Annotated in this window: 23 protein-coding genes; 12 read left to right on the forward strand and 11 right to left on the reverse strand. The window is 73.2% G+C overall.

What is annotated here, in order from left to right; genetic code table 11:
• Window positions 1-7: 7 nt before the first annotated feature.
• The 6 genes from SM611_RS09805 to ppdK form a co-directional block, all read right to left on the reverse strand.
• Entirely contained in the window at window positions 8-469 is a 462-nt protein-coding gene (locus SM611_RS09805; protein WP_371948921.1) for a GtrA family protein, read from the reverse strand.
• Between the two features lie 72 nt (window positions 470-541).
• Entirely contained in the window at window positions 542-1,714 is a 1,173-nt protein-coding gene (locus SM611_RS09810; RefSeq protein ID WP_371948923.1) for an MFS transporter, read from the reverse strand.
• A gap of 25 nt (window positions 1,715-1,739) precedes the next feature.
• Window positions 1,740-2,966 carry an NAD(P)/FAD-dependent oxidoreductase gene (locus SM611_RS09815; protein WP_371948924.1) on the reverse strand — a complete coding sequence of 409 codons (1,227 nt, stop codon included), beginning with the start codon at window positions 2,964-2,966 and terminating at the stop codon, window positions 1,740-1,742.
• A gap of 171 nt (window positions 2,967-3,137) precedes the next feature.
• A complete protein-coding gene (locus SM611_RS09820; RefSeq protein WP_371948926.1) occupies window positions 3,138-4,412 on the reverse strand; it encodes a deoxyguanosinetriphosphate triphosphohydrolase in 1,275 nt (424 codons plus the stop codon).
• Between the two features lie 32 nt (window positions 4,413-4,444).
• Window positions 4,445-5,260 (reverse strand): YdcF family protein, encoded by an 816-nt coding sequence (locus tag SM611_RS09825; protein WP_371948927.1) that lies wholly within the window; start codon window positions 5,258-5,260, stop codon window positions 4,445-4,447.
• A 128-nt stretch (window positions 5,261-5,388) separates the two neighbouring features.
• Window positions 5,389-8,085: a pyruvate, phosphate dikinase gene (gene ppdK / locus SM611_RS09830; RefSeq protein WP_371948929.1), complete on the reverse strand. Its 2,697-nt coding sequence runs from the start codon at window positions 8,083-8,085 to the stop codon at window positions 5,389-5,391.
• Window positions 8,086-8,401: 316 nt separating this feature from the next.
• Between ppdK and SM611_RS09835 the strand changes: the two genes are divergently transcribed.
• The 4 genes from SM611_RS09835 (at window position 8,402) to SM611_RS09850 (ending at window position 13,298) form a co-directional block, all read left to right on the forward strand.
• Window positions 8,402-10,288 carry a glycoside hydrolase family 15 protein gene (locus SM611_RS09835; protein ID WP_371948930.1) on the forward strand — a complete coding sequence of 629 codons (1,887 nt, stop codon included), beginning with the start codon at window positions 8,402-8,404 and terminating at the stop codon, window positions 10,286-10,288.
• A gap of 147 nt (window positions 10,289-10,435) precedes the next feature.
• The gene (locus tag SM611_RS09840; protein ID WP_371948931.1) at window positions 10,436-11,599 is read left to right on the forward strand and encodes a DUF4190 domain-containing protein; all 1,164 of its coding nucleotides are present in this window, start codon (window positions 10,436-10,438) and stop codon (window positions 11,597-11,599) included.
• Window positions 11,596-12,696, forward strand: coding sequence for a septum formation family protein (locus tag SM611_RS09845; RefSeq protein ID WP_371948933.1), 1,101 nt, complete (start codon window positions 11,596-11,598; stop codon window positions 12,694-12,696). Before SM611_RS09840 ends, SM611_RS09845 begins: the two co-directional genes overlap by 4 nt.
• A gap of 11 nt (window positions 12,697-12,707) precedes the next feature.
• Entirely contained in the window at window positions 12,708-13,298 is a 591-nt protein-coding gene (locus SM611_RS09850) for a class I SAM-dependent methyltransferase (RefSeq protein ID WP_371948935.1), read from the forward strand.
• 62 nt (window positions 13,299-13,360) lie between these two features.
• Here SM611_RS09850 and secD read toward each other — a convergent pair whose 3' ends face one another.
• Window positions 13,361-15,631 (reverse strand): protein translocase subunit SecD, encoded by a 2,271-nt coding sequence (gene secD, locus SM611_RS09855; RefSeq protein WP_371948936.1) that lies wholly within the window; start codon window positions 15,629-15,631, stop codon window positions 13,361-13,363.
• 63 nt (window positions 15,632-15,694) lie between these two features.
• The gene (locus SM611_RS09860) at window positions 15,695-16,144 is read right to left on the reverse strand and encodes a hypothetical protein (protein ID WP_371948938.1); all 450 of its coding nucleotides are present in this window, start codon (window positions 16,142-16,144) and stop codon (window positions 15,695-15,697) included.
• Between the two features lie 299 nt (window positions 16,145-16,443).
• Here SM611_RS09860 and SM611_RS09865 point away from each other — a divergent pair, with 299 nt between their 5' ends.
• Entirely contained in the window at window positions 16,444-17,106 is a 663-nt protein-coding gene (locus SM611_RS09865) for a hypothetical protein (RefSeq protein WP_371948939.1), read from the forward strand.
• A gap of 145 nt (window positions 17,107-17,251) precedes the next feature.
• Here SM611_RS09865 and SM611_RS09870 read toward each other — a convergent pair whose 3' ends face one another.
• The 3 genes from SM611_RS09870 to SM611_RS09880 form a co-directional block, all read right to left on the reverse strand.
• Window positions 17,252-18,640, reverse strand: a complete 1,389-nt coding sequence (locus SM611_RS09870; RefSeq protein WP_371948940.1) for a glycine--tRNA ligase — start codon at window positions 18,638-18,640, stop codon at window positions 17,252-17,254.
• 170 nt (window positions 18,641-18,810) lie between these two features.
• On the reverse strand, window positions 18,811-20,130 hold the full coding sequence (locus tag SM611_RS09875; RefSeq protein WP_371948941.1) for a glycoside hydrolase domain-containing protein: 1,320 nt from the start codon (window positions 20,128-20,130) through the stop codon (window positions 18,811-18,813).
• Window positions 20,131-20,252: 122 nt separating this feature from the next.
• Window positions 20,253-20,537, reverse strand: coding sequence for an antibiotic biosynthesis monooxygenase family protein (locus SM611_RS09880; protein ID WP_371948943.1), 285 nt, complete (start codon window positions 20,535-20,537; stop codon window positions 20,253-20,255).
• A gap of 29 nt (window positions 20,538-20,566) precedes the next feature.
• Here SM611_RS09880 and SM611_RS09885 point away from each other — a divergent pair, with 29 nt between their 5' ends.
• The 7 genes from SM611_RS09885 to SM611_RS09915 all read left to right on the forward strand — a co-directional run bounded on the left by SM611_RS09885 (window position 20,567) and on the right by SM611_RS09915 (window position 26,259).
• Window positions 20,567-20,884, forward strand: a complete 318-nt coding sequence (locus SM611_RS09885) for a DUF6703 family protein (RefSeq protein WP_371948945.1) — start codon at window positions 20,567-20,569, stop codon at window positions 20,882-20,884.
• A gap of 32 nt (window positions 20,885-20,916) precedes the next feature.
• Window positions 20,917-21,867 (forward strand): metal ABC transporter substrate-binding protein, encoded by a 951-nt coding sequence (locus SM611_RS09890; protein ID WP_371948946.1) that lies wholly within the window; start codon window positions 20,917-20,919, stop codon window positions 21,865-21,867.
• Entirely contained in the window at window positions 21,864-22,613 is a 750-nt protein-coding gene (locus SM611_RS09895) for a metal ABC transporter ATP-binding protein (RefSeq protein ID WP_371948947.1), read from the forward strand. Before SM611_RS09890 ends, SM611_RS09895 begins: the two co-directional genes overlap by 4 nt.
• On the forward strand, window positions 22,610-23,530 hold the full coding sequence (locus SM611_RS09900) for a metal ABC transporter permease (RefSeq protein ID WP_371948948.1): 921 nt from the start codon (window positions 22,610-22,612) through the stop codon (window positions 23,528-23,530). Before SM611_RS09895 ends, SM611_RS09900 begins: the two co-directional genes overlap by 4 nt.
• Window positions 23,527-23,913 (forward strand): Fur family transcriptional regulator, encoded by a 387-nt coding sequence (locus tag SM611_RS09905; protein ID WP_371948949.1) that lies wholly within the window; start codon window positions 23,527-23,529, stop codon window positions 23,911-23,913. The genes SM611_RS09900 and SM611_RS09905 overlap by 4 nt, the downstream gene beginning before the upstream one ends.
• 182 nt (window positions 23,914-24,095) lie before the next feature.
• Window positions 24,096-25,709, forward strand: coding sequence for a M4 family metallopeptidase (locus tag SM611_RS09910; RefSeq protein WP_371948950.1), 1,614 nt, complete (start codon window positions 24,096-24,098; stop codon window positions 25,707-25,709).
• 124 nt (window positions 25,710-25,833) lie between these two features.
• Window positions 25,834-26,259, forward strand: coding sequence for an OsmC family protein (locus tag SM611_RS09915; protein WP_371948951.1), 426 nt, complete (start codon window positions 25,834-25,836; stop codon window positions 26,257-26,259).
• Window positions 26,260-26,296: the final 37 nt, after the last annotated feature.

Below are 26,296 nucleotides of genomic sequence, written 5' to 3' on the forward strand. Positions count from 1 at the left end.
GCCCCCGTCAGGCCGTGGCGGGGGTGAACACCCACTTCTTGTAGGACCAGTAGCGGAACGCCGAGCCGAGCCCGACTCCGGCGAGCAGCCCGAGGTTGTAGGCGACCCCGCCGTGCAGGCCGAGGCTGTAGTAGGTGAAGCCGGTGCACAGCACCTGGATGAGCAGCCCGACGCCGTTCAGCGCGAAGAAGATCGCGACCTCCCGGCCGGAGCCGTCGCTGTCCCGGTGCCGGAACGTCCAGTGCCGGTTGAGCAGGTAGGACGTCAGCGTCGACACGACGGTCGGCACGACGACGCTGGTGACCGGGCTGCCGCCGAGCCACGCGCGCATCAGGTTGGCGCCGAAGATCATGATGAGCGTGCCGACGCACCCCACGAAGCCGAAGCTCAGCAGTTCGCGGATGAATATCCGGTAGGCCGGGGCGGACGGGACCGATTCGACTGGTCTCGTCCGCTGCAAAGTGCTCACTCGCCCAGACCTTACCTGAGTAGGACATATGCGAAAGTCACAACCGCGCTAAAAGATCAGCGTCCGTTCCGGTCACCGCTCGGCGGTGGCCGCGGCCGGGGCCAGCAGGACGATCAGGCCGACCAGCGCGACGGGCACGGCCAGCGCCCACCCGAGCCCGACGCCCTGCGCGACGAACCCGATGACGGGCGGGCCGCCGAGCAGCCCGGCGTACCCGATCGCGGTGACCCGGGAGATGCCGGCCGCGGCGGGCACGCCGGGCAGGTTGCCGGCCGCGCTGAAGGTGACCGGCGCCACGAGCGCGGCACCGAGGCCGAACAGCGTGAACCCGGCCACGGCCGCCGCCGGGTGCCCGGCGGCGAGGCCGAGCCCGAGGCCGGCCGCGGCGGCCAGCGACCCCGCGCGCAGCACTTGGACGGGCCCGAACCGGGCGACGACCCGGTCCCCGCCGAGCCGCCCGGCGGTCATCGCCACCGCGCAGCCGGCGTAGCCGAGGCCGGCCGCGCCGGGGCCCGTGCCGAGGTCCTCCCGCAGGTAGACCGCGCTCCAGTCGGCCATGGCGCCCTCGCCGACGAAGGAGCAGAGCCCGATGACGCCGAGCATCGTCAGCGGCCACCGGGACGAGGAGCGCGCGGGCCGCGCCTCCCCGGCGTCCGTCCCGGGCATGGCGTCGGCGGACCGGTCCAGCAGCCCGCGGAAGCCGGCCAGGACGAGGACGCACAGCAGCAGGGCCGCGGCCGACAGGTGCAGCGGGACGGGGACGCCCGCGTGCGCGGCCGCCGCCCCGGCCAGCGCCGAGAGCAGCGTCCCGACGCTGTAGGCGCCGTGCAGGCCGGACATCAGCGGGCGCCCGTAGCCGCGCTCGACGGCCACGCCCTGGGCGTTCATCGCGACGTCCATCAGCCCGAGCGAGCCGCCCATCAGCAGCAGGGCGGCGACCAGCGCGGGCAGGTTCCAGGCGAGGCCGAGCGGGACCAGCGACAGCGCGGCGGCGAGCCCGGCGGCCACGGTGGTCGCCCGGCTGCCCCACCGCGCGACGGCCCGGCCCGCGAGCTGGACGGCGGCCACGACGCCGACCGGGGCGCCGAGCAGCGCGACGCCCATCGCGCCCTCGCCCAGCCCGAGATGCTCCTTGATCTGCGGGATGCGGGCGACCCACGCGGCGGCGACCAGACCGTGCGCGGTGAACGCCGCCGTCACCGCCGCGCGCGCCCGGCCGGGCGCCGCGATCTCCTCCGTGGCCATCCGGCCGACTGTACGTGGCCCCGGCTCAGGCGAGGTCGGCGAGCGGCGCCTTCGGGTCGGTGAGGCGGGCGGCGTCCACGGGGCGGCCGGAGCGGATCAGCGCCTGGACGTCACCGGTGACGTCCCACACGTTGACGTTCATCCCGGCGACGACCCGGCCGCCGGACAGCCAGAACGCGACGAACTCGCGGGACTCGCGGTCGCCCCGGTACACGACCTCGTCGTACTCCCCCGGCGTGGCGACGCCGGACATCTCCATGCCGAGGTCGTACTGGTCGCTGAAGAAGTACGGAATCCGGTCGTAGACGACGTCCCGGCCGAGCATGGCGCGGGCGGCGGCGGGCCCGCCGTTCAGCGCGTTCGCCCAGTGCTCGACGCGGATCCGGCGCCCGAGCAGCGGGTTGAAGGCGTTGGCGACGTCGCCGGCGGCGAAGATGTCGGGGTCGGACGTGCGCAGCGACTGGTCGACGAGGATCCCGTCGGAGACCTCCAGGCCCGCCGCCTCCGCCAGCGCGGTGTTGGGCCGCACCCCGATGCCGACGACCACGACGTCGGCGGGCACCTCGGCGCCGCCGGAGGTGACGACGGCCGACACCTGCCCGGCGCCCCAGAACCCGGCCACGCCGTCGTCGAGCCGCAGGACGACGCCGTTCTCGCGGTGCAGGTCGCCGAACATGCCGCCGAGCTCGGGCCCCAGCGCGGCGTGCAGCGGCGTCGGCTCCGGCTCGATGATCGTCACGTCGTTGCCGTACGAGCGGGCCGCGGCGGCCGTCTCCAGCCCGATCCAGCCCGCGCCCGCCACCACGACGCGCCGGCCGCCGTGCGCGAGCGCCTGCTTCAGCGCCGCCGAGTCGGCCATCGTGCGCAGGTAGTGGATGCCCTGCAGCTTGGAGCCGGGCGCCTCCAGCGTCCGCGGCGACGCGCCCGTCGCCAGCAGCAGCTTGGCGTAGCCGATCGGCTCCTTCGTCGACAGCCGCACCTCGTGGGCGTCCCGGTCGATGGAGGCGACGGACGTGCCGAGCCGCAGTTCCACGTCGTGCTTCTCGTACCAGTCCGCGTCATGGACGTGCGCCTTGTCGCGGGCCTCCTTGTCGAGGAGGAAGCCCTTGGACAGCGGCGGACGTTCGTACGGCCGCTCGATCTCGTCCCCGACGAGGACCACCCTGCCCGCGAAACCCTCCTCGCGGAGCGTCTCCGCCGCCTTGGCTCCGGCCAGGCTCGCTCCGGCGATGACGAACGTCTCCTCGGGCATGGCGACCTCCTGTAGTTGACCTGTAGCCATCCCTACAGTGCCCCCCGGGACGAGACAAGGGCGTCGCCGGGCGCGTCCACGCGTATTTCCGCGCCCCGACCGCGCCTGACCGCGCCTGACCGCGCCTGACCTCGCCTGACCTCGCCTGACCTCGGCGAGGACGCGCGCCGATCAGCGCGGGCGCCCGCCCAGCATCCGGTGCCGGGCCATCGCGGACAGGTCGGTCAGCGAGGCGATCTGGTCGATGACGGCGCGGAGCCGGGCCGCGTCGTCGCCGGCGGCGGTGAAGGCCTCCCGGAACCCGGGGTCGAGCGTGTCCGGCGCGCCGGCGAGCATCATCTCGGCCAGCTCGGTGATCAGCGTCCGCTGGCGGGCCCTGATCTCCTCGTGGCTGATCCACACGTAGTGCGCGGTGATGCCCTTGAGCAGCGCGTTCTCCAGCCGCTGCGTCCGCGGGACGATCAGCTCGGCCGCGTACCGGGTCAGCGGACGGTCGCCGTAGGCGTCCCGGGTCGCGGTCTCGGCGGCCAGGCAGAACCGGCCGATCAGCGTGCTGGTCAGGTTCTTCAGGGCGGCGAGGCTGCGCGGCGTCCCGTCGTAGCGGTCCGGCCAGCACGGTTCGGCGAGCAGCGCCGCGAAGGTCTCCTCCAGCTCGGCGATGCCGGCGCCCGGGCAGTACAGCTTGGCGGCGGTGACGGCGACGAGGCGGCGCTCGGTCGGATCGGCGAGCCGGGCGAAGTCGACGTGCCCGGCGACGAGCGCGTCCTCCAGGTCGTGGACGGAGTAGGCGACGTCGTCGCTCCAGTCCATGACCTGGGCCTCGAAGCACGTCCGGTTCTCGGGCGCCTCCTCGCGGACCCAGCGCGCGACGTCGGTGTCGTCGTCGTACACGCCGAACTTGCCGTTGACCGCGTCGGCCTGCGACCACGGGTACTTCATGGCGGCGTCCAGCGCGGCGCGGGTCAGGTTGAGGCCGACGCTGCGCCCGTGCAGGGGCGGGCCGTCCGGCGCGAACGACTTCGGCTCCAGCCGGGTCAGGACGCGCAGGCTCTGCGCGTTGCCCTCGAAGCCGCCGCAGCCGCGCGCGACGATGTCCAGCGCGTACTCGCCGTTGTGGCCGAACGGCGGGTGCCCGATGTCGTGCGACAGGCACGCCGCCTCGACCAGGTCGGGGTCGCAGCCGAGCGACTTGCCCAGCTCGCGGCCCACCTGCGCGCACTCCAGCGAGTGGGTCAGCCGGGTGCGCAGGCTGTGCACGGTGTCGGCCGCCGCGTCCGCGCCGGGCGAGGCGACCTGGGTCTTGGCGGCGAGGCGCCGCAGGGCCGCGCTGTGCAGGACGCGGGCGCGGTCGCGTTCGAACGCCGTCCGGTCCCGGCGCTTCGCCGGCTCGGGCGCCCACCGCTTCAGGTCGCGCGCGGTGTAGCCCTCGGTGATGTTGCTCGTCATGGCCCTACCCAGGGTAAGCGCGCCGGCCGGGTTCAGCGGGTCGGCGACGCGGAGGCGGACGGGCCGGGCGTCCCGGAAGAGCCGGGCGTCCCGGACGGGCCGGGCGTCCCCGACGGGTCGATGCGGATCCGCTTGATGGTCTCGTCCGGCACCTGGACGCTCTTGCCGAGCAGCACGTACGACAGATAGCCGCCGGTCTCCCGGACGATGTAGTTGAACTGCGTGTCGCGGGTCTGCACGCTCGGACCGCTGCGGGTCGGCGAGGCGGCGGCCTCGATGCCCTGGTCCCCGGCCATCTTCTTGGACCGCAGCCCGTGCCACGGGTCGGTGACGATCACGGCCGACTCCCAGTGGTGCCGGTCGAACTCCCGTCCGACGGCCTTCAGGCTCTCCAGCGTGTCCCGCCCGACGGGCACCGCGAACACCTTGGACGCGGGCACCCCGCCCTCCCCGATCAGCCAGGCGCGGCCGGTGCCGGCCTCGGTGTAGTTGTCCCCGGGCGCCTTGCCGCCGACGGTGACGATGTTGGGCGCGACGCCGTCGCGGTAGAGGTCCAGGGCGTGTTGCAGGCGCCACTTGAGCGTCGGGGACGGCTTCCCGTTGTACTGCGCGGCGCCCAGGACGATGATCGCGTCGGAGCGGGGCCGCTCGTCCTGCCGGGCCTGGTACCAGATCCGCGTCCCGACGGTCAGCGGGGTCAGCACGGCGACCGCGAGCAGCCCGAGCACGACGCACAGCGGAACCGTGACCCACAGCGGCTTCCGGCGCCGCTCGCGGGGACCGTCCTCCCGCTCCTCGGCGTCGTGCTCTTCGTGCTGGGACTCCGGCAATTCCACTTCCAACGTCATCGCATCGGACACACTATTGAGATGGTCCGGCGCGCGTCCGAAGTTCACGGATACCGCGTGTCAAGTAACCCGCACCCGTACCGGCGGCCGATTCCCCGCCTGCGGGAACCGGCCGCCGGTGCCGTGCGTCAGCGGCTGTCGCTGCTCGGCGCGTCCCCCGCCGCGATCGCCGCGCGCCCGGCCTCCAGCCGCGCGACGGGGATGCGGAACGGCGAGCAGGACACGTAGTCCAGGCCGACCTCGTGGCAGAAGTGCACCGAGTCGGGGTCGCCGCCGTGCTCGCCGCAGATGCCGAGCTTGATCCCGGGACGCGCCCTGCGGCCCTCCTCGGCGGCGATGCGGACGAGCCGCCCGACGCCCTCCCGGTCCAGCGTCTCGAACGGCGACACCCCGAAGATGCCGAGCTCCAGGTAGCGGGAGAAGAACGCCGCCTCGACGTCGTCGCGGGAGAAGCCCCACGTCGTCTGGGTGAGGTCGTTGGTGCCGAAGGAGAAGAACTCGGCGGCCTCGGCGATCTGCCCGGCGGTCAGCGCCGCCCGCGGCAGCTCGATCATGGTGCCGATCAGGGCCGGGACGTCGACCCCGGTGGCCTCCCCGACCGAGGCCAGGATGCCGCGGGCCTCGTCGCGGACGGCCTCCAGCTCCTGCACGGCGCCGACGAGCGGGATCATGATCTCCGGGCGCGGGTCGCCGCCCGCCCGCCTGCGCGCCGCCGCCGCCTCGGCGATCGCGCGCACCTGCATGGCGAACAGCCCGGGAATCACCAAACCGAGCCGCACGCCGCGCAGTCCGAGCATAGGGTTCTGCTCGTGCAGCCGGTTGACCGCTTCGAGGAGCCTGCGGTCCGTGGCGTCCGCGCCGTCGCCCGCGAGCGCGACCCTGACCGACAGCTCGGTGATGTCGGGGAGGAACTCGTGCAGCGGCGGGTCGATGAGGCGGATCGTGACGGGCAGCCCGTCCATCGCCTCGAAGATCCCCTCGAAGTCGCTGCGCTGCAGCGGCTCCAGGGCGTCCAGCGCGGCCTGCCGCTCCGCGCCGTCCTCGGCGAGGACGAGCTTCTCGATGAGCTGCCGGCGGTCGCCGAGGAACATGTGCTCGGTGCGGCACAGCCCGATGCCCGCGGCGCCGAACCGGCGGGCCCGCGCCGAGTCCTCCGGGTTGTCGGAGTTCGCGCGGACCTTCAGCGCGGCGCGCGCGTCGGCGTGCTTCATGATCCGGTCGACGGCCTTGACGAGGTCGCCGCCGTCCTCCGGGGTCAGCTCGCCCTCGAAGTACCGGACGACGGGCGAGTCCTCGACGGGCACCTCGCCGAGGTAGACGTCGCCGGACGACCCGTCGATCGAGATGACGTCGCCCTCGCCCACGGTCACCCCGCCGGGGGCGGTGAAGTGCCCGTTCCTGACGTCGACGTCCAGCTCCTCGGCGCCGCACACGCAGGTCTTGCCCATGCCGCGCGCGACGACGGCGGCGTGCGAGGTCTTGCCCCCGCGGGACGTCAGGACGCCCTTCGCGGCGACCATGCCGGCGAGGTCGTCGGGGTTGGTCTCGCGGCGGACGAGGATCACGTCCTCCCCCCGCTCCGCGAACTCCACGGCCCGCGCGGAGGTGAACACGGCCTTGCCGACGGCCGCGCCCGGCGAGGCGTTCATGCCCTTGGTGAGCTTCTGGACGCCGTCCACCCTGCTGGCGAACCGGGGGAACATGAGCTGCGCGAGCTGGTCGCCGGTGACGCGGCGGGCCGCCTCGTCCATGTCGATGAGGCCCTGGTCGAGCAGCTGGCAGGCGATGCGGAACGCCGCGGCGGCGGTCCGCTTGCCTACTCGGGTCTGCAGCATCCACAGCTTCCCGCGCTCGATCGTGAACTCGATGTCGCACATGTCGCGGTAGTGGTTCTCGAGCGTCTCCATGATCTCGAGAAGCCGGTCGTAGGACGCCTTGTCGATGCGCTCCAGCTCTTTCAGCGGCACCGTGTTGCGGATGCCGGCGACGACGTCCTCGCCCTGGGCGTTCTGCAGGTAGTCGCCGTAGACGCCCTGCTGGCCCGACGCCGGGTCGCGGGTGAACGCGACGCCCGTCCCGGAGTCCAGGCCCAGGTTGCCGAAGACCATCGAACAGATGTTGACGGCGGTGCCGAGGTCGACGGGGATGCGCTCCTGCCGCCGGTACAGGATCGCGCGGTCCGCGTTCCAGGAGTCGAACACGGCCTTGACCGCGAGGTCCATCTGCTCGCGCGGGTCGCTCGGGAAGTCCCGCCCGGCCTGCTCCCGCACGATGGCCTTGAACCGCTCGACGAGCCGCTTGAAGTCGTCGGCGACGAGGTCGGCGTCCTGGTCGCTGCCGCGGGCGCGCTTGGCCTCCTCGATGGCGTCCTCGAACGGGTCCCCGTCGATGTCCAGGACGGTCTTCCCGAACATCTGGATCAGCCGCCGGTAGGAGTCCCACGCGAACCGCTCATCGCCCGCCTGCGCCGCGAGCCCGTGCACGGACTCGTCGTTGAGGCCCACGTTGAGGACGGTCTCCATCATCCCCGGCATGCTGAACTTGGCCCCGGACCGGACGCTCACCAGCAGCGGGTCGTCGCTCTGGCCGAGCTTCTTGCCCATCGCGGACTCCAGGGCGGCGAGGTGGGCGTTCACCTCGTCCGCCAGCCCCTCGGGCAGGTTCCCGTGCTCGAGGTAGTGCCGGCAGGCCTCGGTGGTGATCGTGAACCCGGGGGGCACGGGCAGTCCGAGGTTGGTCATCTCGGCCAGGTTGGCGCCCTTGCCGCCCAGCAGATCCTTGAGGTCCTTGTTTCCCTCAGTGAAGTCGTACACGAACTTCGGCACGGGGAGCTCCTTCTCGCTCCGGTTCCACCCAGTGGCAGATCCGGGCCCGCGCCGCCGGGGATGCGCGCCGTCGCGTTCCCCCAGGCGGAAACGGGTCCGCTGCCCTGTTTGCGGGGACTGTACCCGCGCAGCCCGCGGTTGCTCGGCGCCCGGTGCCCCGAGGGGAGTTATCCCAGCTCAGACCGCAGATAATGGTCTATTCCAATACGGAGACCACCGTCACACCGCGCCCCGGGACGTCGCCGGGGAGGCGGTCGCGCGCCCAGGGCGCGCCCATGGCCACGGAGAGGGAATGATGGATCGAGGAGGTGAGGTTGTGAGGCCGAAGGTCGCCGGCGGCCGGGCGGGAGACCCGTTCGCCCCCATAGCCGATTTCGGGTTCCTGTCCGACTGCGAGACGACCGCGCTGGTCGCGCCGAGCGGAAACATCGAGTGGATGTGCCTGCCGCGGATGGACTCGCCGAGCGTGTTCGGGTCGATCCTGGACCGCGACGCCGGGTACTTCCGGGTGGGGCCGGCGGGCGTGGAGGTGCCCGCCGCGCAGCGCTACATCCCCGGCACCATGGTCATGGAGACCACCTGGTGGGTGCACGGCGGCTGGCTCGTGGTGACGGACGCGCTGCTCATGGGCCCGTGGCACCACGAGACGGAACGGTCCCACACGCATCGCAGGGCCCCGACGGACTACGACGCCGACCACGTCCTGCTGCGGATGGTGCGGTGCGTGAACGGGCAGGTCCAGGTCCGGCTCGACTGCATGCCGGTGTTCGACTACGGGCAGACGCCGGCGCGCTGGGAGCACACCGGCGCCGGGTACCACGAGGCCGTCGCGCGCGGCAACGGGGTCGGGCTGCGGCTCACCACCGACATGAACGTCGGGTTCGAGGGGTCGCTCGCCACGTCCCGGACGCTGCTGAAGCAGGGCGAGTCCCGGTTCGTCGCGCTGTCGTGGAGCGAGCACGCGGCGCCGTCGTCGTGGGAGGAGGCGCAGGAGCGGCTCGTCTGGACCGTCCACCACTGGCAGCACTGGCTCGACCGGGGCCGATTCCCCGACCATCCGTGGCGCAGCCACCTGCAGCGCAGCGCCCTCACGCTCAAGGGGCTGACGTTCGGGCCGTCCGGCGCGGTGGCGGCCGCGGCGACGACGTCGCTGCCGGAGGCGCCGGGCGGCGACCGCAACTGGGACTACCGCTACACGTGGATCCGCGACTCCACCATGGCGCTGTGGGCGTTCTACACGCTCGGCTACGACTGGGAGGCCAACGACTTCTTCTACTTCATCACCGACGTCGCCGAGGCCGCCGAGGGCAAGCTGCAGATCATGTACGGGCTGGACGGGCGGGAGGAGCTGCCCGAGTCCACGCTCGACCATCTCACCGGCTACGACAACGCCCGGCCCGTCCGGATCGGCAACGAGGCGTACATGCAGGCGCAGCACGACGTGTGGGGCGCCATCATCGGCTCCATCTACCTGTTCGTGCGCAAGCGGGACCGCCTCGACGACCGGCTCTGGAAGATCATCATCAAGCAGGTGGAGGACGCGCTGGCCAGCTGGCGCACCCCCGACTGCGGCATGTGGGAGGTGCGGGGCGAGCCGCAGCACTTCACCTCCTCGAAGGTCTTCTGCTGGGTGGCGGCCGATCGCGGCGCCCGGCTCGCCCGCATCCGCGGCGACCAGGACCGGGCGCGCCGCTGGCAGGCCGCCGCCGACGAGATCCACGCGGACGTGCTCGCCAACGCGCTGGACGAGCGCGGCGTCTTCACGGCCCACTACGGCGCGACGGCGCTGGACGCCTCGGCGCTGCTGATCCCGCTGCTGGGCTTCCTGCCCGCCGACGACAAGCGGGTCCGGGAGACCGTCCTCGCCATCGCCGACGAGCTGTCGGAGGACGACCTGGTGCTGCGCTACCGGGCGACCGAGACCGACGACGGCTTCGAGTCGGAGGAGGGCACCTTCACGATCTGCTCGTTCTGGCTGGTCAGCACGCTGGTGATGATCGGTGAGCTGGACCGGGCGCGGGCGCTGTGCGAGAAGCTGCTGTCGTATGCGAGCCCGCTGCAGCTGTACGCCGAGGAGATCGACCCGCACACCGGGCGGCACCTCGGCAACTTCCCGCAGGCGTTCACCCATCTTGCGCTGATCAACGCGGTCATGCAGGTCATCAGGGCGGAGACCGACCAGCCGCAGTCGCCGCTGGCCTGACGGCGCCCGTGGCCGGGGCGGGCCCCCGGCCACGGGTCCCTGATCGCGGGTCCTGATCAGGGGTCCTGATCAGGGTCCCTGATCACAACTTGATCGACATCCGCCGGATATGCGCCTTTTGTTGAACGTCCCGGTTAGCGTTCCGCCGTGACCACGCCACCCCCCACTGATGACGTTCCCGACCCCTCCGAACCCTCCTCCCCCTGGGCGCCGCCCGACGCCCCCGCCGCCGACGCCCCCGCCGGCACGCCGGCCCCCGTCCCCGCCCTGCCCCCGGGCCCGCCTCCGGGGGTGCCGCCCGTGCCCGGGGCACCGCCCGTGCCCGTCCCGCCGCGGACGAACCGGTTCGCGGTCTTCGCGATGGTCACCGCCCTGGTCGGCATGGTCGTCCTCGCGGTCGGCTTCGCCGTCGCCGCCCTCGTCCAGGCGGCGCGGCGCGGCGACGAGAAGGGCGTGGGCCTCGCCATCGGCGGCCTCGGCGTGTCGGCCGTCTGGGTGCTCGCCGCGGTCGTCCTGTTCGCCGTGCTGCCGTCCGCCCATCTCGGCGGCGGCCGCGCCGGCGCGGGCCGCGGCGGCGCCGCGCCCGTCACGGAACTCGGCATCGGCGCCTGCTTCACCGGCTTCGGCGACGACGGCTCCGGTGGTCTCCGGGCGAAGGAGCTGCCCTGCGCCAAGCCGCACGAGGGGGAGGTCGTCGCCCGCTCGGAGGCGCCACTCAGCGCCCGGCTGAGCCGCGCCGCGATGATCCAGTGGGCCGAGAACCTCTGCCAGGACAAGACGAGGTTCCTGCTGCGGAGCCGGTACCGCAAGGACCTGGAGCCCTACTACGACTGGTCCGGCGACGAGTTCTCCGACGGCAAGGCCCTGACGCTGACGTGCGTGATGCGCTACACGGGCTCCGCGCCCCTCACGGCGCCGCTCGCCGCCACCGTCGACACGAAGCTGAAGACCTACGAGCAGCTGAGCACGGGCGACTGCGTCGAGGAGTGGGACGAGACCGATCCGGTGACGGCCACCATCTCCTGCAAGAGGCCGCACCGCTTCGAGGTGTTCGCCAGTTTCACCATCCCTTCGGAGGACTTCCCCGACAAGGAGTTCAACGAGTATCCGGGCGAGAAGGAGATCGACAAGAAGGCGGCGCGCGGCTGCGGCAAGCGCGGGGACAAGGTCTTCCGGAACCGTTCGATCGATCGCGACCTGGAAGTGATGTACGTCATGCCGGCCCAGGAGGACTGGGAGAGCGGCATCCACGACGTCGTCTGCCTGGTCTCCGCCGCGCACGGCAAGCTGAAGGAGTCGGTGCTCCCGTGACCGCCCATCCGCCTTCTGACGGCGGCGCCTCCGACGGCGTCCCCGCCTGGGCGCCGCCGGACGCGCCGCTCACGCAGACGCCGCCGGCAGCAGGGCCGCCGCCGGTGGACGCGCGACCGCCGGCGGACGCGCAGCCCGTGCCCGTGCGGCGGCGGACGAACCGGTTCGCGATCGTCGCGCTCGTCACGGGCCTGCTCGGCCTGATCCCGGTCGCGGCCGGCTTCGCCGTCGCCGCGTTCGTCCGGACCGGGCGCCGGGGCGAGACGGGCAACGGCCTCGCCGCCGGCGGGCTCGCCGCGTCCCTCGCCTGGGCCGCCGCGATCGCCGTCGTGGCGGCCGTCGGGGCGCCCTCCCTGGACGCCTCCGCCCCAGCCGCCCGCGCGGACGGCAAGGTCCCGGTCGGCGGGATGCGGCCCGGCGACTGCTTCAGCGGGTTCGAGGAGACGCCCGCCGGCGTGGTCGCCCTCCCGCTGCCGTGCACCACGCCCCACCAGGGCGAGGTCAGCGCCGACGCGGAACTCCCGGACATCCCCTACCCGGGCGCGCAGCAGGCGGCCGACCGGGCGTGGGCCGTGTGCCGCGAGCGGACCGGGTTCCTGGAGCGGAGCCGCTACGGCAGGGACCTCCAGCTCCACGTCGTCCCACCGGACGAGGACGACTGGAACGACGGGAACCGGGCCGCGAGATGCGTCCTGCGCTACACCGGGCCCGGCCTGCTCCCGGCGCCCCTCGACCAGACCATGAGGACGAAGAACGCCGCCCAGCTCATGCCGGGAGACTGCGTCGGGACCTGGAACGACGACGACGGCGGCGACCAGGTCCTCGTCGCGTGCACCAGGGAGCACGAGTACGAGGTTCTCGCCGTCTACACGCCGCCCGGCGGCGACTACCCGGGGGACAAGGCCGTGGCGAAGGAGGCGCGCGACGGCTGCGCCGAGCGGGCGGCCCGGGTGTGGAGGTCCGATCCTCCGTCCGACATCGCCGAGATGGCGTACGCGACGCCGCGCAAGGACGCGTGGGAGGCGGGAAACCGCACGATATTCTGCCTGGTCACGGGCAGGAAGGGGCCGCTGGCGCGGTCCGTGGTCCCGCACTGAGCGGAGGCGATGTGAGAGTCCCCGGAACGGCGGGCTACGACACGGCCGCGGCCGACCTCGCCGACCAGTACGAGAGCGTCACGTTCGCCGAGGTCCACGCGGACGCGCTGCACCTCATGCCCGCCGCCCCCGCGCGGGTCCTGGACGTCGGCGCGGGGACGGGCCGCGACGCCGCCGCGCTCACCGCGATCGGGCACCGGGTCACGGCCGTCGAGCCGGCGGCCGGGCTGCGCGAGCGCGGCCGGGCGCTGCACGCCGACCGCGCCATCACCTGGGTCGACGACCACCTGCCGGCGCTGGCGTCCCTCGGCGGGCGCCGATTCGACCTCGTCCTCCTCACCGCCGTCTGGATGCACCTCGACACCGCGGAGCGCGATCCCGCGATGCGCCGCCTGGCGGCGCTGCTGGCACCCGGCGGCACGGCGCTCCTGGTGCTGCGGCACGGGCCGATCCCCGCCGGGCGGCACATGTTCGACATCCCCGACGAGGAGACGGTCGGGCTCGCCCGCGCGTGCGGGCTGCGGGTCGTCCACCGGCGCATCCGTCCCGACCTGCACGGCCGCCCCGGCGTGCGCATGACCACCCTCGGCCTGCGGGCCTGACGGACGACGGCCGCGCGTGCCGCCGGCGCCCGGACACGGGGCGCCGGCGGCGCGCACGGGCGCTAGACGACGGCGCCGGAGCTGTCGCCGGTGCGGCGGACGGGCTTCTTCCTGTCCTTGCCCTGCGGCGGCGGGGCCTTCGCGAACCGCTCCAGGACGACGGCGATGGGCGTCGCGGTGAAGACGCTGGAGTACGTCCCGACGACGATGCCGATCAGCAGGGCGATCGCGAAGTCGGTCAGCGAGTCGCCGCCGAGGACCGCGAGGGCCGCCAGGATGAACAGCGCCCCCATGCCGGTGTTGATCGTCCGCGGGACGGTCTGCAGCGTCCCCCGGTTCGCGATGTCGGCGAACCTGCCCTTCGGTTCGTTCCCCCACAGCTCCCGGACGCGGTCGAACACGACGACGGAGTCGTTCACCGAGTACCCGATGATGGTGAGCAGCGCGGCGAGGTAGACCCCGTCGATCGGTTTGCCGAGCCAGGCGAACACGCCGGTGACGACCGTGATGTCGTGGAACATGGCGAGCACCGAGCCGGCCGCGAACGTCCAGCGGAACCGGATCGTCAGGTAGGCCAGCTGCACCAGCAGGGCGACGCCGAGGGCGATCAGCGCCTTCTTGCGCAGCTCGTCGCCGAGGCTGGGCCCGATCAGCTCGTCGCGCTGCTTGGTGGCGCCGCCGCCCTCCTTCGCGAGGGCCTCCTGGATCCGCTTCTCCTCGTCGTTCGTCAGCTCGGTCGTGCGGACGGAGATGTCGTCCTGACCGGACGTCTGCACGACGGCGCGCGGGAACCCGGCGTCGGTGACGGCCGCGCGGGCCTTGTCGATGTCCACGTGCCGGCTGGTGGAGTACTCGACGAGCCGTCCGCCGGTGAACTCCACGCCGAAGTTCAGCCCGCGGGTGAAGATCCCGGTCATGGCGATGACGACCGCGAGGACGGAGATCCCGATCCACATCCGGCTGCGCTTCATGATGTCGGGGCCGCTGGTCTCCAGCCAGGTGCGGATCCGCCCCGCGCCGCCGAGCCCGCCCATCTTCCCCTTGCTGAGCTTGGGCATCCGCGCGGCGGCGGCGTCGGTGAGGACGCGGCTCAGCAGCATCGCCGAGATCAGCGAGCCGATCACGCCGATGGTCAGCGTGACGCCGAAGCCCTTGACCGGCCCGGACGCGAGGAAGAACAGCAGGCCGCCGGCGAGCAGGGTGGTGACGGCCGAGTCCGCGATCGCCGACCACGCCTTGTTGAACCCGATGGACAGCGCCGCCCGCGCGCTGCGGCCGGGCGCCGCCGCCCGTTCCTCCCTGGCGCGTTCGAAGGCGAGCACGTTGGCGTCGATCGCCATGCCGACGGCCAGCACGAAACCGGCGAGGCCGGGCAGGGTCAGCGTCGCGCCGATCGCGACGAGGGCGCCGTAGGAGATCAGCGCGTAGCCGGCGAGCGCGACCGTGGCGAGCAGGCCGACGAGGCGGTAGACGGCGATGATGAACAGGCCGGTCAGGATGATGCCGATGACCGCGGCCTTGGCGCTGGCGTCGATCGCCTCGTCGCCGAGGGTCGGGCCGACCACCCGCTGCTCGATGATCTTCACGGGGACGGGCAGCGAGCCGCCCTGGATGAGGGCCGCGAGGTCCTTGGCCTCGCTCGCGGTGAAGTCGCCGGTGATCTGGGTGGATCCGCCGGTGATGCCGACGCCGCAGGGCACGCTCTGGGTCACCTGCGGAGAGGAGATGACCTTGCCGTCCAGGACGATCGCGACGCGCCGCTCGTCGCCTACGGCGCAGGCGGCCTTGGCGGTCAGCTTCTCCCAGGTCTTGCCGCCGCTGCCCTTGAAGTCGACGTTGACGGCCCAGCCGCCGAGGTTCTGCGCGTCGTAGGAGGCGCTCGCCTCGCCGATGCCGGCGCCGGTGAGGGCGGCGGGGCCGATGAGGATCTGCCGCCCGCTCTCGTCCGGGATCAGCTGCTGGCCCGACCCGGCTTTGCCGGTGTTGGGCAGCACGGGGTGCGCGGTGAGCTGCGCGGTCTTGCCGACCGCCTCGGCGGCGCGGGTCGGGTCCTGCACGTCGGGCAGCTCGACGATCAGCCGCCGGTCGCCCGACCGGGTGATGGACGACTCGGCGACGCCGAGCGCGTCGATGCGCCGGTGCAGCACCTCCCGGGCGCGGTCGGTGGACTCGCGGTCCGCCTTCACGGTCGGCGAGTCCTGGGTTTCGAGGACGATCTGGGTGCCGCCGCGGAGGTCGAGGCCGAGGCGGGCCGGTTTGGACCAGGCGAAGTAGAACGATGTGGCGAGCACGGCGAACGCCAGTACCGCCCGCACCACGTTGGCGCGCGTCAAGAGGGAACCTCCACACGGGGTTTCGGCGCCGCGCCTCAGCGTGCGGCACCGCGGACAGGTGACTCAGATCCGTCCGGCGGAGGGTGGTGCGCGCCCGCGCGGGACGGCGCGCGGCGCGAGGTCGGGCGCGGCGGGCGCGGCGGCGGGCACGGCCGGGAGTCCCGGCGGCCGCGGGACGCCGGTGCCGGACGCCGGGAGGACGGCGTGGACGGGCTGCGCGCTCGGCGCGGCGGCCCCGGCGGCGTGCCGCACGACGGCGTCGACGGCGGCCTGCGCGTGCCGGGCCGTCCGCACCTTGGCGGACACCCGGTTGCGGGCGGGCGCCTTCTGGGCCGGGACTCTCTCGGCGGGCACGGTGCGGACGCCGGAGATCGCCGCGGTGGCGGACGTCCCGCCATGGGTTCCGGCGCCGACCGGCCCGACGACGAAGCCGAGCGTGCCCAGCAGCAGGACGAGCGCCCGGGCGGCGGGCAGCCGTGACCAGGACAGCAGGGAATGCCGCATATCGCGCATTCCGCCCTCCCGGATCGTCGTGGCGGGCCGCCCCGGTCCACCCGTCCCGCCAACCTAGCCCAGGTTCTCCAAGCGGGAGACGTCCTTGGTCCTCGTCCGCCACAACACGCAAGCAAGAGGCCGTCAAGGCGGCCCGGCGCGACATTGCCGTCACCCGCCCGGCGCGCGCGGCCCCACCAGCAGACACTCGGTGGTGTCCCAATCCGGCCAGGCCGCTGTCGGCCGCCTGCCATTGCCGGGCGGTTCAACGCGAATTACTTTCGCGTATGCCCACCCCGAACCGGACAGAGGAGTTTCCGGTGGCACGTATCAGACAGACCGCGATCGTCGGGACCGCCGCGCTGGCCGTCCTCGCCGCGGGGGTCGCCCCCGCGTACGCCGCGGGCACGACCATCCGCAAGGGCTCGGCCTCGGCCGGCGCCTACTCCGGCAACGTCCAGGCGTCGCTGCTCGGCAACGCGACGGTCGCCACCTCGATCGGCAGCGGCTCCTGCAGCCAGTCGACGATGACCGGCTCGATCAACTCCGACGGCAGCGGCCTCAGCATCGCCAGCGCCAACTTCAGCAGTTGCACCGGCACCGCCAACGTCACCATCACCCCGCAGAACCTGCCGTGGAGCGGCGGCAGCGTCGCCTACGACTCCGGGCACACCGGCAACCGCGACGCGGCCGTCACGATCGCCAACTTCAAGGTCAAGGCCGTGGTGGACCTCTTCGGCGGGATCACCTGCGTGTTCGGCGGCTCCCTCACCGCCAACGGCTACAACCCCGACAACGCCAACCGGCCCGTCACCAGCAACAACCAGGCGCAGGTCGGCGTGAACGGCGCCACGGTGAGCAAGCAGTCGGGCAGCAGCTTCCTCTGCCCGTCGACGGCCACCGTCACGGCCACCTACCAGCTGCGGGGCGAGACCACCGCCGGCTCCGGCACCTTCAACCAGACCCTGTACGTCACGAGCTGATCCGAGAACGCTCCCAGCGGTACGCTCCCAGACAGATCGCTCCCACGAGGACACGCTCCCAGAACGTGCTCCCACGTGAGACGGGCCGCCCCCAGCACGCGGGGGCGGCCCGTTTCGCTCTTGCCGCCGGTCCTGCCGGCGGGTGTCAGCAGCCGACGAGCTGGGCCGCGAGGAACGACTCGACCTGGCCGATCGCGATGCGCTCCTGGCTCATCGAGTCGCGCTCCCGGACGGTGACCGCGTCGTCCTCCAGGGTGTCGAAGTCGACGGTGACGCAGAACGGGGTGCCGATCTCGTCCTGGCGGCGGTAGCGGCGGCCGATGGCGCCGGCGTCGTCGAAGTCGACGTTCCAGTTCCGGCGCAGCCGGGCGGCGAGGTCGCGGGCCTTCGGCGACAGGTCGGCGTTGCGCGACAGCGGCAGCACCGCGACCTTGACCGGGGCGAGCCGGCGGTCGAGCCGCATGACGGCCCGCTTCTCCAGCTTGCCCTTGGCGTTGGGCGCCTCGTCCTCGGCGTAGGCGTCCATCATGAACGTGAGCGTGCAGCGGTCGACGCCCGCCGCGGGCTCGATCACGTACGGGGTGAACCGCTCGCCGGACTCCTGGTCGAAGAACGACAGGTCGGCGCCGGACGCCTTGGAGTGCGTGGTCAGGTCGTAGTCGGTGCGGTTGGCGATGCCCTCCAGCTCGCCCCACTCGCTGCCGACGAAGTCGAACTTGTACTCGACGTCGACGGTGCGCTTGGAGTAGTGGGACAGCTTCTCGGCCGGGTGCTCGTACAGCCGCAGGTTCTCCTTGCGGATGCCGAGGTCGACGTACCACTGCATGCGCTCGTCGATCCAGTACTGGTGCCATTCCTCGTCGCTGCCCGGCTTGACGAAGAACTCCATCTCCATCTGCTCGAACTCGCGGGTCCGGAAGATGAAGTTGCCCGGCGTGATCTCGTTGCGGAACGACTTGCCGATCTGCCCGATGCCGAACGGCACCTTGCGGCGCGCGGACTGCTGGACGTTCAGGTAGTTGATGAAGATGCCCTGCGCGGTCTCGGGACGCAGGTAGGCGAGGCCGGACTCGTCCTCGACGGGGCCGAGGTAGGTCTTGAGCAGGCCGTTGAACATCTTCGGCTCGGTGAAGGAGCCCTTGACCCCGCAGTTCGGGCAGGAGATGTCGGCGAGGCCGTTCGCGGGCGGGCGGCCGTGCTTCTCCTCGTAGGCCTCCTCCAGGTGGTCGGCCCGGAAGCGCTTGTGGCAGGACTGGCACTCGGTGAGCGGGTCGACGAACGCCTGGACGTGGCCGCTGGCCTCCCAGACCTCGCGCGCCAGGATGACGCACGAGTCGAGGCCGACGATGTCGTCGCGGCCCTGCACCATGGACTTCCACCACTGGCGCTTGACGTTGTTCTTCAGCTCGACGCCGAGCGGCCCGTAGTCCCAGGACGCGCGGAGTCCGCCGTAGATCTCGCTCGACGGGTAGACCAGGCCCCGCCGCTTGGCGAGATTGACGATCGTGTCGAGCACATCGGAACGGCGTGCCATGAAATCTTCTCCATCCGGCTGGCGGTCGGCGGGACAGTGAGTGCGCCCCGGTCCCGCGCTGGCGCGGCGGGCGGCGGCGAGTGTGATCCCCGGTGATGAGCCCCGGCGCGGTCGTCGCCGGCGCCGGAGAGCGTTCCCCAGCTTAGGGCACACGGCCGGTTGGAAGGCCCCTAGTAGACGCGCCCGTCCACGATGTTGCTGTCGATGTTGAGCGTGACCCCGCCGTGCGTCTCCTTGTGGCCGCCCCGGTACTGCTTGATGCGGCGGTGCGGGGACCACCAGTGGTCGGGCAGGTAGGGGTCGTCGCGGACCGAGGCGCGGCCGTTCCAGTTGGCGAACCAGACGGCCGCGGGCTTGCTGATCCCGGTCGCCCGGCCGACGTCGCGGATGCCGGACTTGGCGCTGCTGTAGAGGCAGGGGACGTAGCCCTCGGCCTCCAGCCGCTTCACCCACCGGTCGACGAACCGCAGGACGGCGGCCCTGCACGCCCTCTTCCTGCTGTTGTACGCCTCCATGTCGAGGTAGATCGGCTTGCCCTCCGGGATGCCGAGGCCCCTGGCCTTGCGGGCGGCGTCCCCGGCGGCCTTCGCGCCCTGCTCGGCGGCGTTCCGGGCGGTGAAGCGCTGCGGCCGGGTACCGCACGGCGCCTGGAGGCCGACGTAGGTGGGCGTGATGCGGTACCCCATCGCGCGGACCCGCCTCACCCAGGACGCGGTGAGGTTCGGCTGCGCGCAGCCGCGCGCCGCGCCGCCGATGTAGATGTTGGTGACCTTGAACGACGGCCGCCACGCCTGCATGGTCGCGAGCGACGGCGCCGTGCACGTGTCGAACCCCTTGCCGCGCACCCACGGACGTTCCAGGCCGGCGCCGGGCACCGTGGCCTCGTCCGGGGCCTCCCGGCGGACGTCGGGCCTGGACGACGCGGGGGACGCGCCCGGCGCCGCGGTCCATTTCGCGGAGAGCCGGGCGCCGCGCAGCATCCGCTGGAGCCGTCCCGGGTCGCGCCCGTACACGCCGGTGATCATGACGCCGGCCTCGGGGAGCGTCAGCCGCGTCTCGTGGCCGGCGTTCGGCGCGATGGTGAGAGCGGCGAGCCTGTCGGCGTGCACGATCGTCCGCGAGCCGCGACCGTGGCCGGCGGGCTCGATGTGGACGGCCTCGGTGCGCCCGACGATCCGGGCCGGGCAGTCCTGCTGCGGCCCGGGGCGCCCGAGGTAGACGGCGTGCCGGTCGTAGCGGACGCACCGGGTCGGGTCCGCGTCGAGCCGGTGGACCTCCCAGCCCGCCGGCACGGGGACGCGCAGCCCGCGGTACTCGACGGCGCGCGGCGCGGCGTCCCCGGCCGGCCGGACGGCCCCGGCCGGCGCGGCGTCGGCCGCCGGTCCGGCGGGCCGGACCGCGAACCGGTCGGCGTCCGTCCCGGCGACGGCGAGGACGGGCATGACCGCCGCCGCCCCGGAAAGCACGCTGAACAGGACGGCATGGCGCATCGCAACTCCCCCGAGGACCGCGGCGTGATCGTGTAGGGGCAAAATGACCATGGTCGCGGGGGCCGAAACCGGGGCAGGGCGCTTCTTGCCCGGCGATTGCCCCGCCCGTGAACCGGCCGGGCTCAGGCCGAGCTGACGACCTCGTAGGCGCCGGGCTCGTCCACCGCCAGCACGGCGAGCGGCATGAACTCCAGCCGGACCTCGTACGCCCCGAGGGCGCGCCGGTAGTGCCCGGCGCCGTCCCACTCGGTGACGAGCGCCCACAGGCCGGGGTCGTCGACGGTCCGGGCGAGGCGGCCGGAGCGGAAGCCGGGGCTCGCGGACAGCATCGCCAGCACCGCGGTCATCCGCTCGGCGAACCCGCCGGCCTGCTCGCCCGGCACCCGGTACCGGGTTATCGCGATCATCCGTCCATCCTGGCAGTACGTTGGGGACCGTGGAGACGAAAGGTGAGCGGGGTGAGCGCGGCGGCGGCCTGCGGGCGGCCGTCGAGCGGCGGAGCGCGGCGCCGGTGGTGTTCCTGCACCGGCTGCCGCGGTGGACGCTGCTCGCCGCAGTGTTCGTGCTGCTGGTGGTCGGCATGGCCGGGACGGGCTGGGTCGCGGCGGCCGGGCTGCTGGTCCTCGCCGCCGCGCTGGGCTGGTTCGCCTACCTGAACTGGCCCGCGCTGGACGGTTCGGGCCGGCTGCTGCGGATCGCGGCGCTGGCGGTCCTGGTCGGCTTCGCCCTGGGACGCGGCATCGGCCGGTTTTGACAACCGTTTTCATCTTCGTCCATAATCGTTCCGTGCTCCGCCTCCGCCCCTCCCCGCGCGCCCTCCCGGCGGCCGCCCTGGCCCTGGCCGGGCTCGCCGCGGGCCTGGCGGGGTGCGCCGGCGCGGACGCCGGCGTCCCGCCCGGCAAGACCGCCGTGGTCGCGTCGTTCTATCCGATGGCGTGGCTGGCGGAGCGGGTCGGCGGGGACGACGCCTTCGTGCGGACGCTCACCGAGCCCGGAACCGAGCCGCACGACCTGGAGCTGACCGCCCGGCAGGTCGCCGACATCGAGGACGCCGACCTCGCCGTCTACGTCGGGGGCGTCCAGCCCGCCGTGGACGACGCCGTCGGCAGGCACGCCAGGGGCAGGTCGCTGGACGCCGCGGACCTGGTGGAGAAGCTGCCGCCGCCCGGCGAGACCGACGATGAGGAGGCGCACGACGGCGTCCGCCACCGCGAGTCCTCCTACGACCCGCACGTGTGGCTCGACCCGAGCCGCATGGCGACCGTCGCGACCGCGCTCGGCGAGCGGCTGGCCGCCGCCGACCCCGCCCGCGCGGCCGGGTACCGGCGGCGCGCCGGGGCCGCGGCCGGCGAGCTGACCGCGCTCGACCGCGCCTTCCGGGACGGCCTGCGGACCTGCGCGCGCAGGGACATCGTCACCGCGCACGCCGCGTTCGGCTATCTCGCCGACCGCTACGGGCTGCGGCAGATCCCGGTCGCCGGGGTCGACCCGTCCGGCGGGCCCTCCCCCAAGCGGCTCGCCGAGCTGACCCGGCTGGTGTCCGCCTCCGGCGCGACGACGGTCTTCACCGAGACGCTGGCCAGCCCGAAGGTCGCCGAGGCGCTGGCCCGCGAGGCGGGCGTGCGGACCGCCGTGCTGGACCCGGTCGAGGGCGTCGAGGACGGCTCGTCCGGCGACTACCTGACGATCATGCGAGAGAACCTGCGGACCTTGCGTCCCGCCCTGGAGTGCACATGAACCGCCCGGCAGGGAAGACGGCACCGCCGTTCGCGATGACGGGCGGCACCGTCCGGCGGGACGGCCGCGAGGTCCTCGCGGGCGTCGACCTGCGGGTCGAGGCCGGCGACGTGCTGGCGGTCCTCGGTCCGAACGGCGCGGGCAAGTCCACGCTGGTCAAGGCACTGCTCGGGCTGATCCCGCTGGCCGCCGGCCGGACCGAGATCTACGGCGTGCCGGCCGCCCGGTTCCGTGCCCGGCACCGCGTCGGATACGTCCCGCAGCGGCTGCCGATGGGCGGCGGGGTGCCGGCGACCGTCCGGGAGGTCGTGGCGTCGGGACGGGTGGCGCGGCGGTCCCGGCTGCTGCCCGCCCTGTTCACCGACCGGGCGGCCGACCGCGCCGCCGTCGACCGCGCCCTGCGGACGGCCGGGCTGACCGGGCGGGCCCGCGACTCGGCGCACCTGCTGTCGGGCGGCCAGCAGCAGCGGGTGCTGATCGCCCGCGCCCTCGCCGGCGAGCCGGACGTGTTCGTCCTGGACGAGCCGACCGCCGGCGTGGACGCGCGCAGCCAGGCGGCGCTCGCCGCCACCCTCCACGAGCTGGCCCGGGCCGGGCGCACCGTGGTCCTCGTCGCGCACGAGCTGGGCCCGCTGGAGCCGCTCGTCACCCGCACGGTCGAGCTGGACCACGGCCGCGTCGTCCGCGAGACCACCGCCCGCGCCGCGACGGCCGGCCGGACCGCGACCCCGGGAGGTCCCGCGTGAGCGAGATGCTGCAGTACGACTTCATGCGCGTCGCCCTGGTGATGGCGGTGCTGATCGGGCTGACCGCCCCGGCGGTGGGCACGTTCATCGTGCAGCGGAAGCTGTCGCTGCTCGGCGACGGCATCGGCCACATCGCGCTGACCGGCATCGGGCTGGGGCTGCTGACCAGCACCTCCCCCGTGCTCGCCGCGCTGGTCGTGTCGGTGCTCGGCGCGGTGGCGATCGAGGTGCTGCGGGCCCGCAGCCGCAGCGGCGGGGACGTCGTGCTCGCCCTGCTGTTCTACGGCGGGCTCGCGGGCGGCGTGATCCTGACGAACGCCAACGGCGGCGGCTCGGCGACGCTGGCGTCCTACCTGTTCGGCTCGATCAGCAGCGTGACGGTCGCCGACCTGTACGTGGTGGCCGGGCTCGCCGCCGCCGTCCTGGCGATCATCGGGGTGTTCGGCCGCGAGCTGTTCCTGCTGTGCCTGGACGAGGAGGTCGCGCGGGCGGCCGGGCTGCCCGTCCGGTTCCTCAGCGTGCTGATCGCCGCGACCGCCGCGGTCACCGTGGTGATCTCCATGCGCGCGATCGGGCTGCTGCTGGTCAGCGCGCTGATGGTCGTCCCGGTCGCGGCGGCGCAGCAGCTCACCCGGGGGTTCTGGGGGACGATGCTGGCGGCGATGGGGATCGGGGTGCTGTCGGCCGTTTCGGGCCTCGCGGGGTCCTTCGAGTACGATCTCCCTCCGGGCCCCTCGATCGTGCTGCTGGCCCTCGCGGTCTTCACGGTCGCGGTCGCCGGGGGCTCGGTGGTGCGCCGCAGGCGGGCCCGCGCGGCCGCGGGCGGCGCCGTCCACGCCGGGCCCGGTGTGCAGGGCCGGGTGGACGGTCGCGTGGAGGCGCGCGTGGATGCCGAGGCGGAGGTGCTCAGAGGATGACGACGGCCCGCCGGGACGCGGTGCGGCAGGTGCTGGCCGGCTGCGAGGGGTTCCGCAGCGCGCAGGACATCTACGCCGACCTCCGCGCCGACGGTTCCAAGATCGGCCTCACCACCGTCTACCGGGCGCTGCAGGCGCTCAGCGACGCGGGCCAGGTCGACGTGCTGCGCACCGACGAGGGCGAGGCCGTCTACCGCGCCTGCCGGACCGAGCAGCACCACCACCACCTGGTCTGCCGCGGCTGCGGCCGGACGGTCGAGGTCGAGGGCCCGGCCGTGGAGCGCTGGGCGGACGCGATCGCCGCCGAGCACGGCTTCACCGACATCACGCACACCGTCGAGGTGTTCGGCACCTGCGGCGGGTGCGCCGCGAAGCCGCGCTGACCCGGCGACCCGCACCTACTGATCAGTAGCAAGACGCGTAGTTCACACGCCCTGTAGGCGATTCTTGGCGAATTATCACATCTACAACCGTCCTGCCCTATGTCATAAATGACCCCGTCGCCACGACGAGGCCCGACGGCGGGCCTCTCGGGGGTGCGTGGCGCCCGCACGAGAGGGCGTTCATGACAAGACGGGCGTTCACCAGCCGAAGGACCCTGCTCCTGGCCTCGGCGACCCTGCTCGCGACCGCGAGCACCGCGCTGCCCGCGTCCGCGCGGCAGGCGCCGACCCCGCCGACCCCGCAGAAGGCCGCCGAGCGCGCGCTCCACGCGCTCGCCGAACGCGGCGCGCAGGTGCGCGCCGGGGACGGCCAGGCGTTCAAGGTCGTCCGGGTCTCCATGGACCGGGACGGCACCTCCCACACCCGGATGACGCGCACCTACGCCGGACTGCCGGTCCTGGGCGGCGACATCGTCGTCCACCAGACGGCGTCCGGCGCATGGCGCGGCAGCAGCGGCACGCTCGCGAAGGCGCCGGCCGACGCCACGCCGGAGGTCTCCGCCAAGACCGCCAGCGAGCGGGCCGTCACCAGGCACCGCAAGGCGGAGGGCTCCCCCGCGCTCGTCGTCGAGGCGCGCACCGCCGACCACCAGCCCCGGCTCGCCTGGCGCGTCCAGACGGCCGGCACCCAGGCCGACGGGACGCCGAGCCGCGTGTTCACGTCCGTGGACGCCGCGACCGGCAAGGTCCTCCTGCGCGAGGAGACGATCCGCACGGAGGCGGGCGACGGCAGGTCCCTCTACACCGGGACCGTGCCGCTGAACACCACCCTGTCCGGCGGCGCCTACCAGCTGAAGGACCCGTCGCGCGGTAACACCTACACCGGCGACGCCGAGAACGAGACCGACCTCTGCTTCCTCATCTGGTGCTTCTCGCGCGCCCCCGCCACGCTGTTCACCGACGCCGACAACCACTGGGGCAGCGGCACGACGTCCGACCGCGCCACCGTCGCCGTCGACGCCCAGTTCGGCACCGACATGACCTGGGACTTCTACAAGAACGTCTTCGGCCGCATCGGCATCGCCGGGGACGGCAAGGGCTCGTTCAACCGCGTCCACTACGGCGACGGCTACGCCAACGCCTTCTGGGACGACTCGTGCTTCTGCATGACCTACGGCGACGGCGACGGCGTCCAGCTCGGCCCGCTCACGTCGCTGGACGTCGCCGCGCACGAGATGAGCCACGGCGTCACCAGCTCCACCGCGAACCTCACCTACTCCGGGGAGTCCGGCGGGCTGAACGAGGCGACGTCCGACATCATGGCCGCCGCCGTCGAGTTCTACGCGAACAACGGGGGCGACGTCGGCGACTACCTGGTGGGCGAGGAGGTCGCCCTGCCCGGCCTCGGACGGGCCGCGCTGCGGTTCATGGACCGGCCGAGCCGGGACGGCAACTCCGCCGACTCCTGGTCGTCCAGCACCAAGAACCTCGACGTGCACTACTCCTCGGGCGTCGCGAACCACTTCTACTACCTGCTGTCCGAGGGCAGCGGGGCGAAGACGATCAACGGCGTCTCCTACGACAGCCCCACGTCCAACGGCTCGACGATCACCGGCATCGGCCGGGACGCCGCCACGAGGATCTGGTACCGGGCGCTGACCACGTACATGACGTCCTCGACGAACTACCAGGGCGCGCGCACCGCGACCCTGAGCGCGGCGGCGGACCTCTACGGCGCGGGCAGTACGCAGTACAGCACCGTGGCCGCGGCCTGGTCCGCGGTGAACGTCACCTAGTGGACGTCATCCAGGACCCCGTTCCGGGGAGAACGCCCCGCGTCCGCGTCCGATGTGCCGCGCGGACGCGGGGCTTTACCGGGTTGATGATCCACCCGGCGCCGCCATGGTGAAGAATCGGGTCATGGCTACGACACGCACCGCAAACGCACACTGGGAAGGCTCGCTCCTGGAGGGGCAGGGGACCGTCTCGCTGGACTCCTCCAAGCTCGGCACCTACGACGTGACCTGGGCGTCGCGGTCCGAGGAGCCGGGCGGGCGGACGAGCCCGGAGGAACTGATCGCCGCCGCGCACTCCACCTGCTACTCGATGGCGCTCTCGCACGCCCTCGCCGGCGCCGGGACGCCGCCGGAGAAGGTGGACACCAAGGCCGAGGTCACCTTCCAGCCGGGCGAGGGCATCACCGGCGTCCACCTGACCGTCCGGGCGAGCGTGCCCGGCCTGTCCGCGGGCGACTTCGAGAAGTTCGCGCAGGACGCCAAGGCCGGCTGCCCGGTCAGCAAGGCCCTCGCGGGCACCACGATCACCCTGGACGCGGCCCTCGCCTGACCACCTGCCGCAACCGTCTGCCCAGCCACGGACCGAC

It is taken from the genome of Actinomadura monticuli, from assembly GCF_041463655.1.
Taxonomy (GTDB): domain Bacteria; phylum Actinomycetota; class Actinomycetes; order Streptosporangiales; family Streptosporangiaceae; genus Spirillospora; species Spirillospora monticuli.

What these genes read in the sequence shown, in the direction of transcription:
- SM611_RS09820 (WP_371948926.1), bottom strand. Translation starts at nt 4,412, where the DNA reads ATGACGAGCAACATCACCGAGGGCTACACCGCGCGCGACCTGAAGCGG.
- SM611_RS09825 (WP_371948927.1), bottom strand. Translation starts at nt 5,260, where the DNA reads ATGACGTTGGAAGTGGAATTGCCGGAGTCCCAGCACGAAGAGCACGAC.
- SM611_RS09895 (WP_371948947.1), top strand. Translation starts at nt 21,864, where the DNA reads ATGAACCGCCCGGCAGGGAAGACGGCACCGCCGTTCGCGATGACGGGC.
- SM611_RS09860 (WP_371948938.1), bottom strand. Translation starts at nt 16,144, where the DNA reads ATGCGCGATATGCGGCATTCCCTGCTGTCCTGGTCACGGCTGCCCGCC.
- SM611_RS09880 (WP_371948943.1), bottom strand. Translation starts at nt 20,537, where the DNA reads ATGATCGCGATAACCCGGTACCGGGTGCCGGGCGAGCAGGCCGGCGGG.
- SM611_RS09875 (WP_371948941.1), bottom strand. Translation starts at nt 20,130, where the DNA reads ATGCGCCATGCCGTCCTGTTCAGCGTGCTTTCCGGGGCGGCGGCGGTC.
- SM611_RS09815 (WP_371948924.1), bottom strand. Translation starts at nt 2,966, where the DNA reads ATGCCCGAGGAGACGTTCGTCATCGCCGGAGCGAGCCTGGCCGGAGCC.
- SM611_RS09905 (WP_371948949.1), top strand. Translation starts at nt 23,527, where the DNA reads ATGACGACGGCCCGCCGGGACGCGGTGCGGCAGGTGCTGGCCGGCTGC.
- SM611_RS09810 (WP_371948923.1), bottom strand. Translation starts at nt 1,714, where the DNA reads ATGGCCACGGAGGAGATCGCGGCGCCCGGCCGGGCGCGCGCGGCGGTG.
- SM611_RS09910 (WP_371948950.1), top strand. Translation starts at nt 24,096, where the DNA reads ATGACAAGACGGGCGTTCACCAGCCGAAGGACCCTGCTCCTGGCCTCG.
- SM611_RS09915 (WP_371948951.1), top strand. Translation starts at nt 25,834, where the DNA reads ATGGCTACGACACGCACCGCAAACGCACACTGGGAAGGCTCGCTCCTG.
- SM611_RS09870 (WP_371948940.1), bottom strand. Translation starts at nt 18,640, where the DNA reads ATGGCACGCCGTTCCGATGTGCTCGACACGATCGTCAATCTCGCCAAG.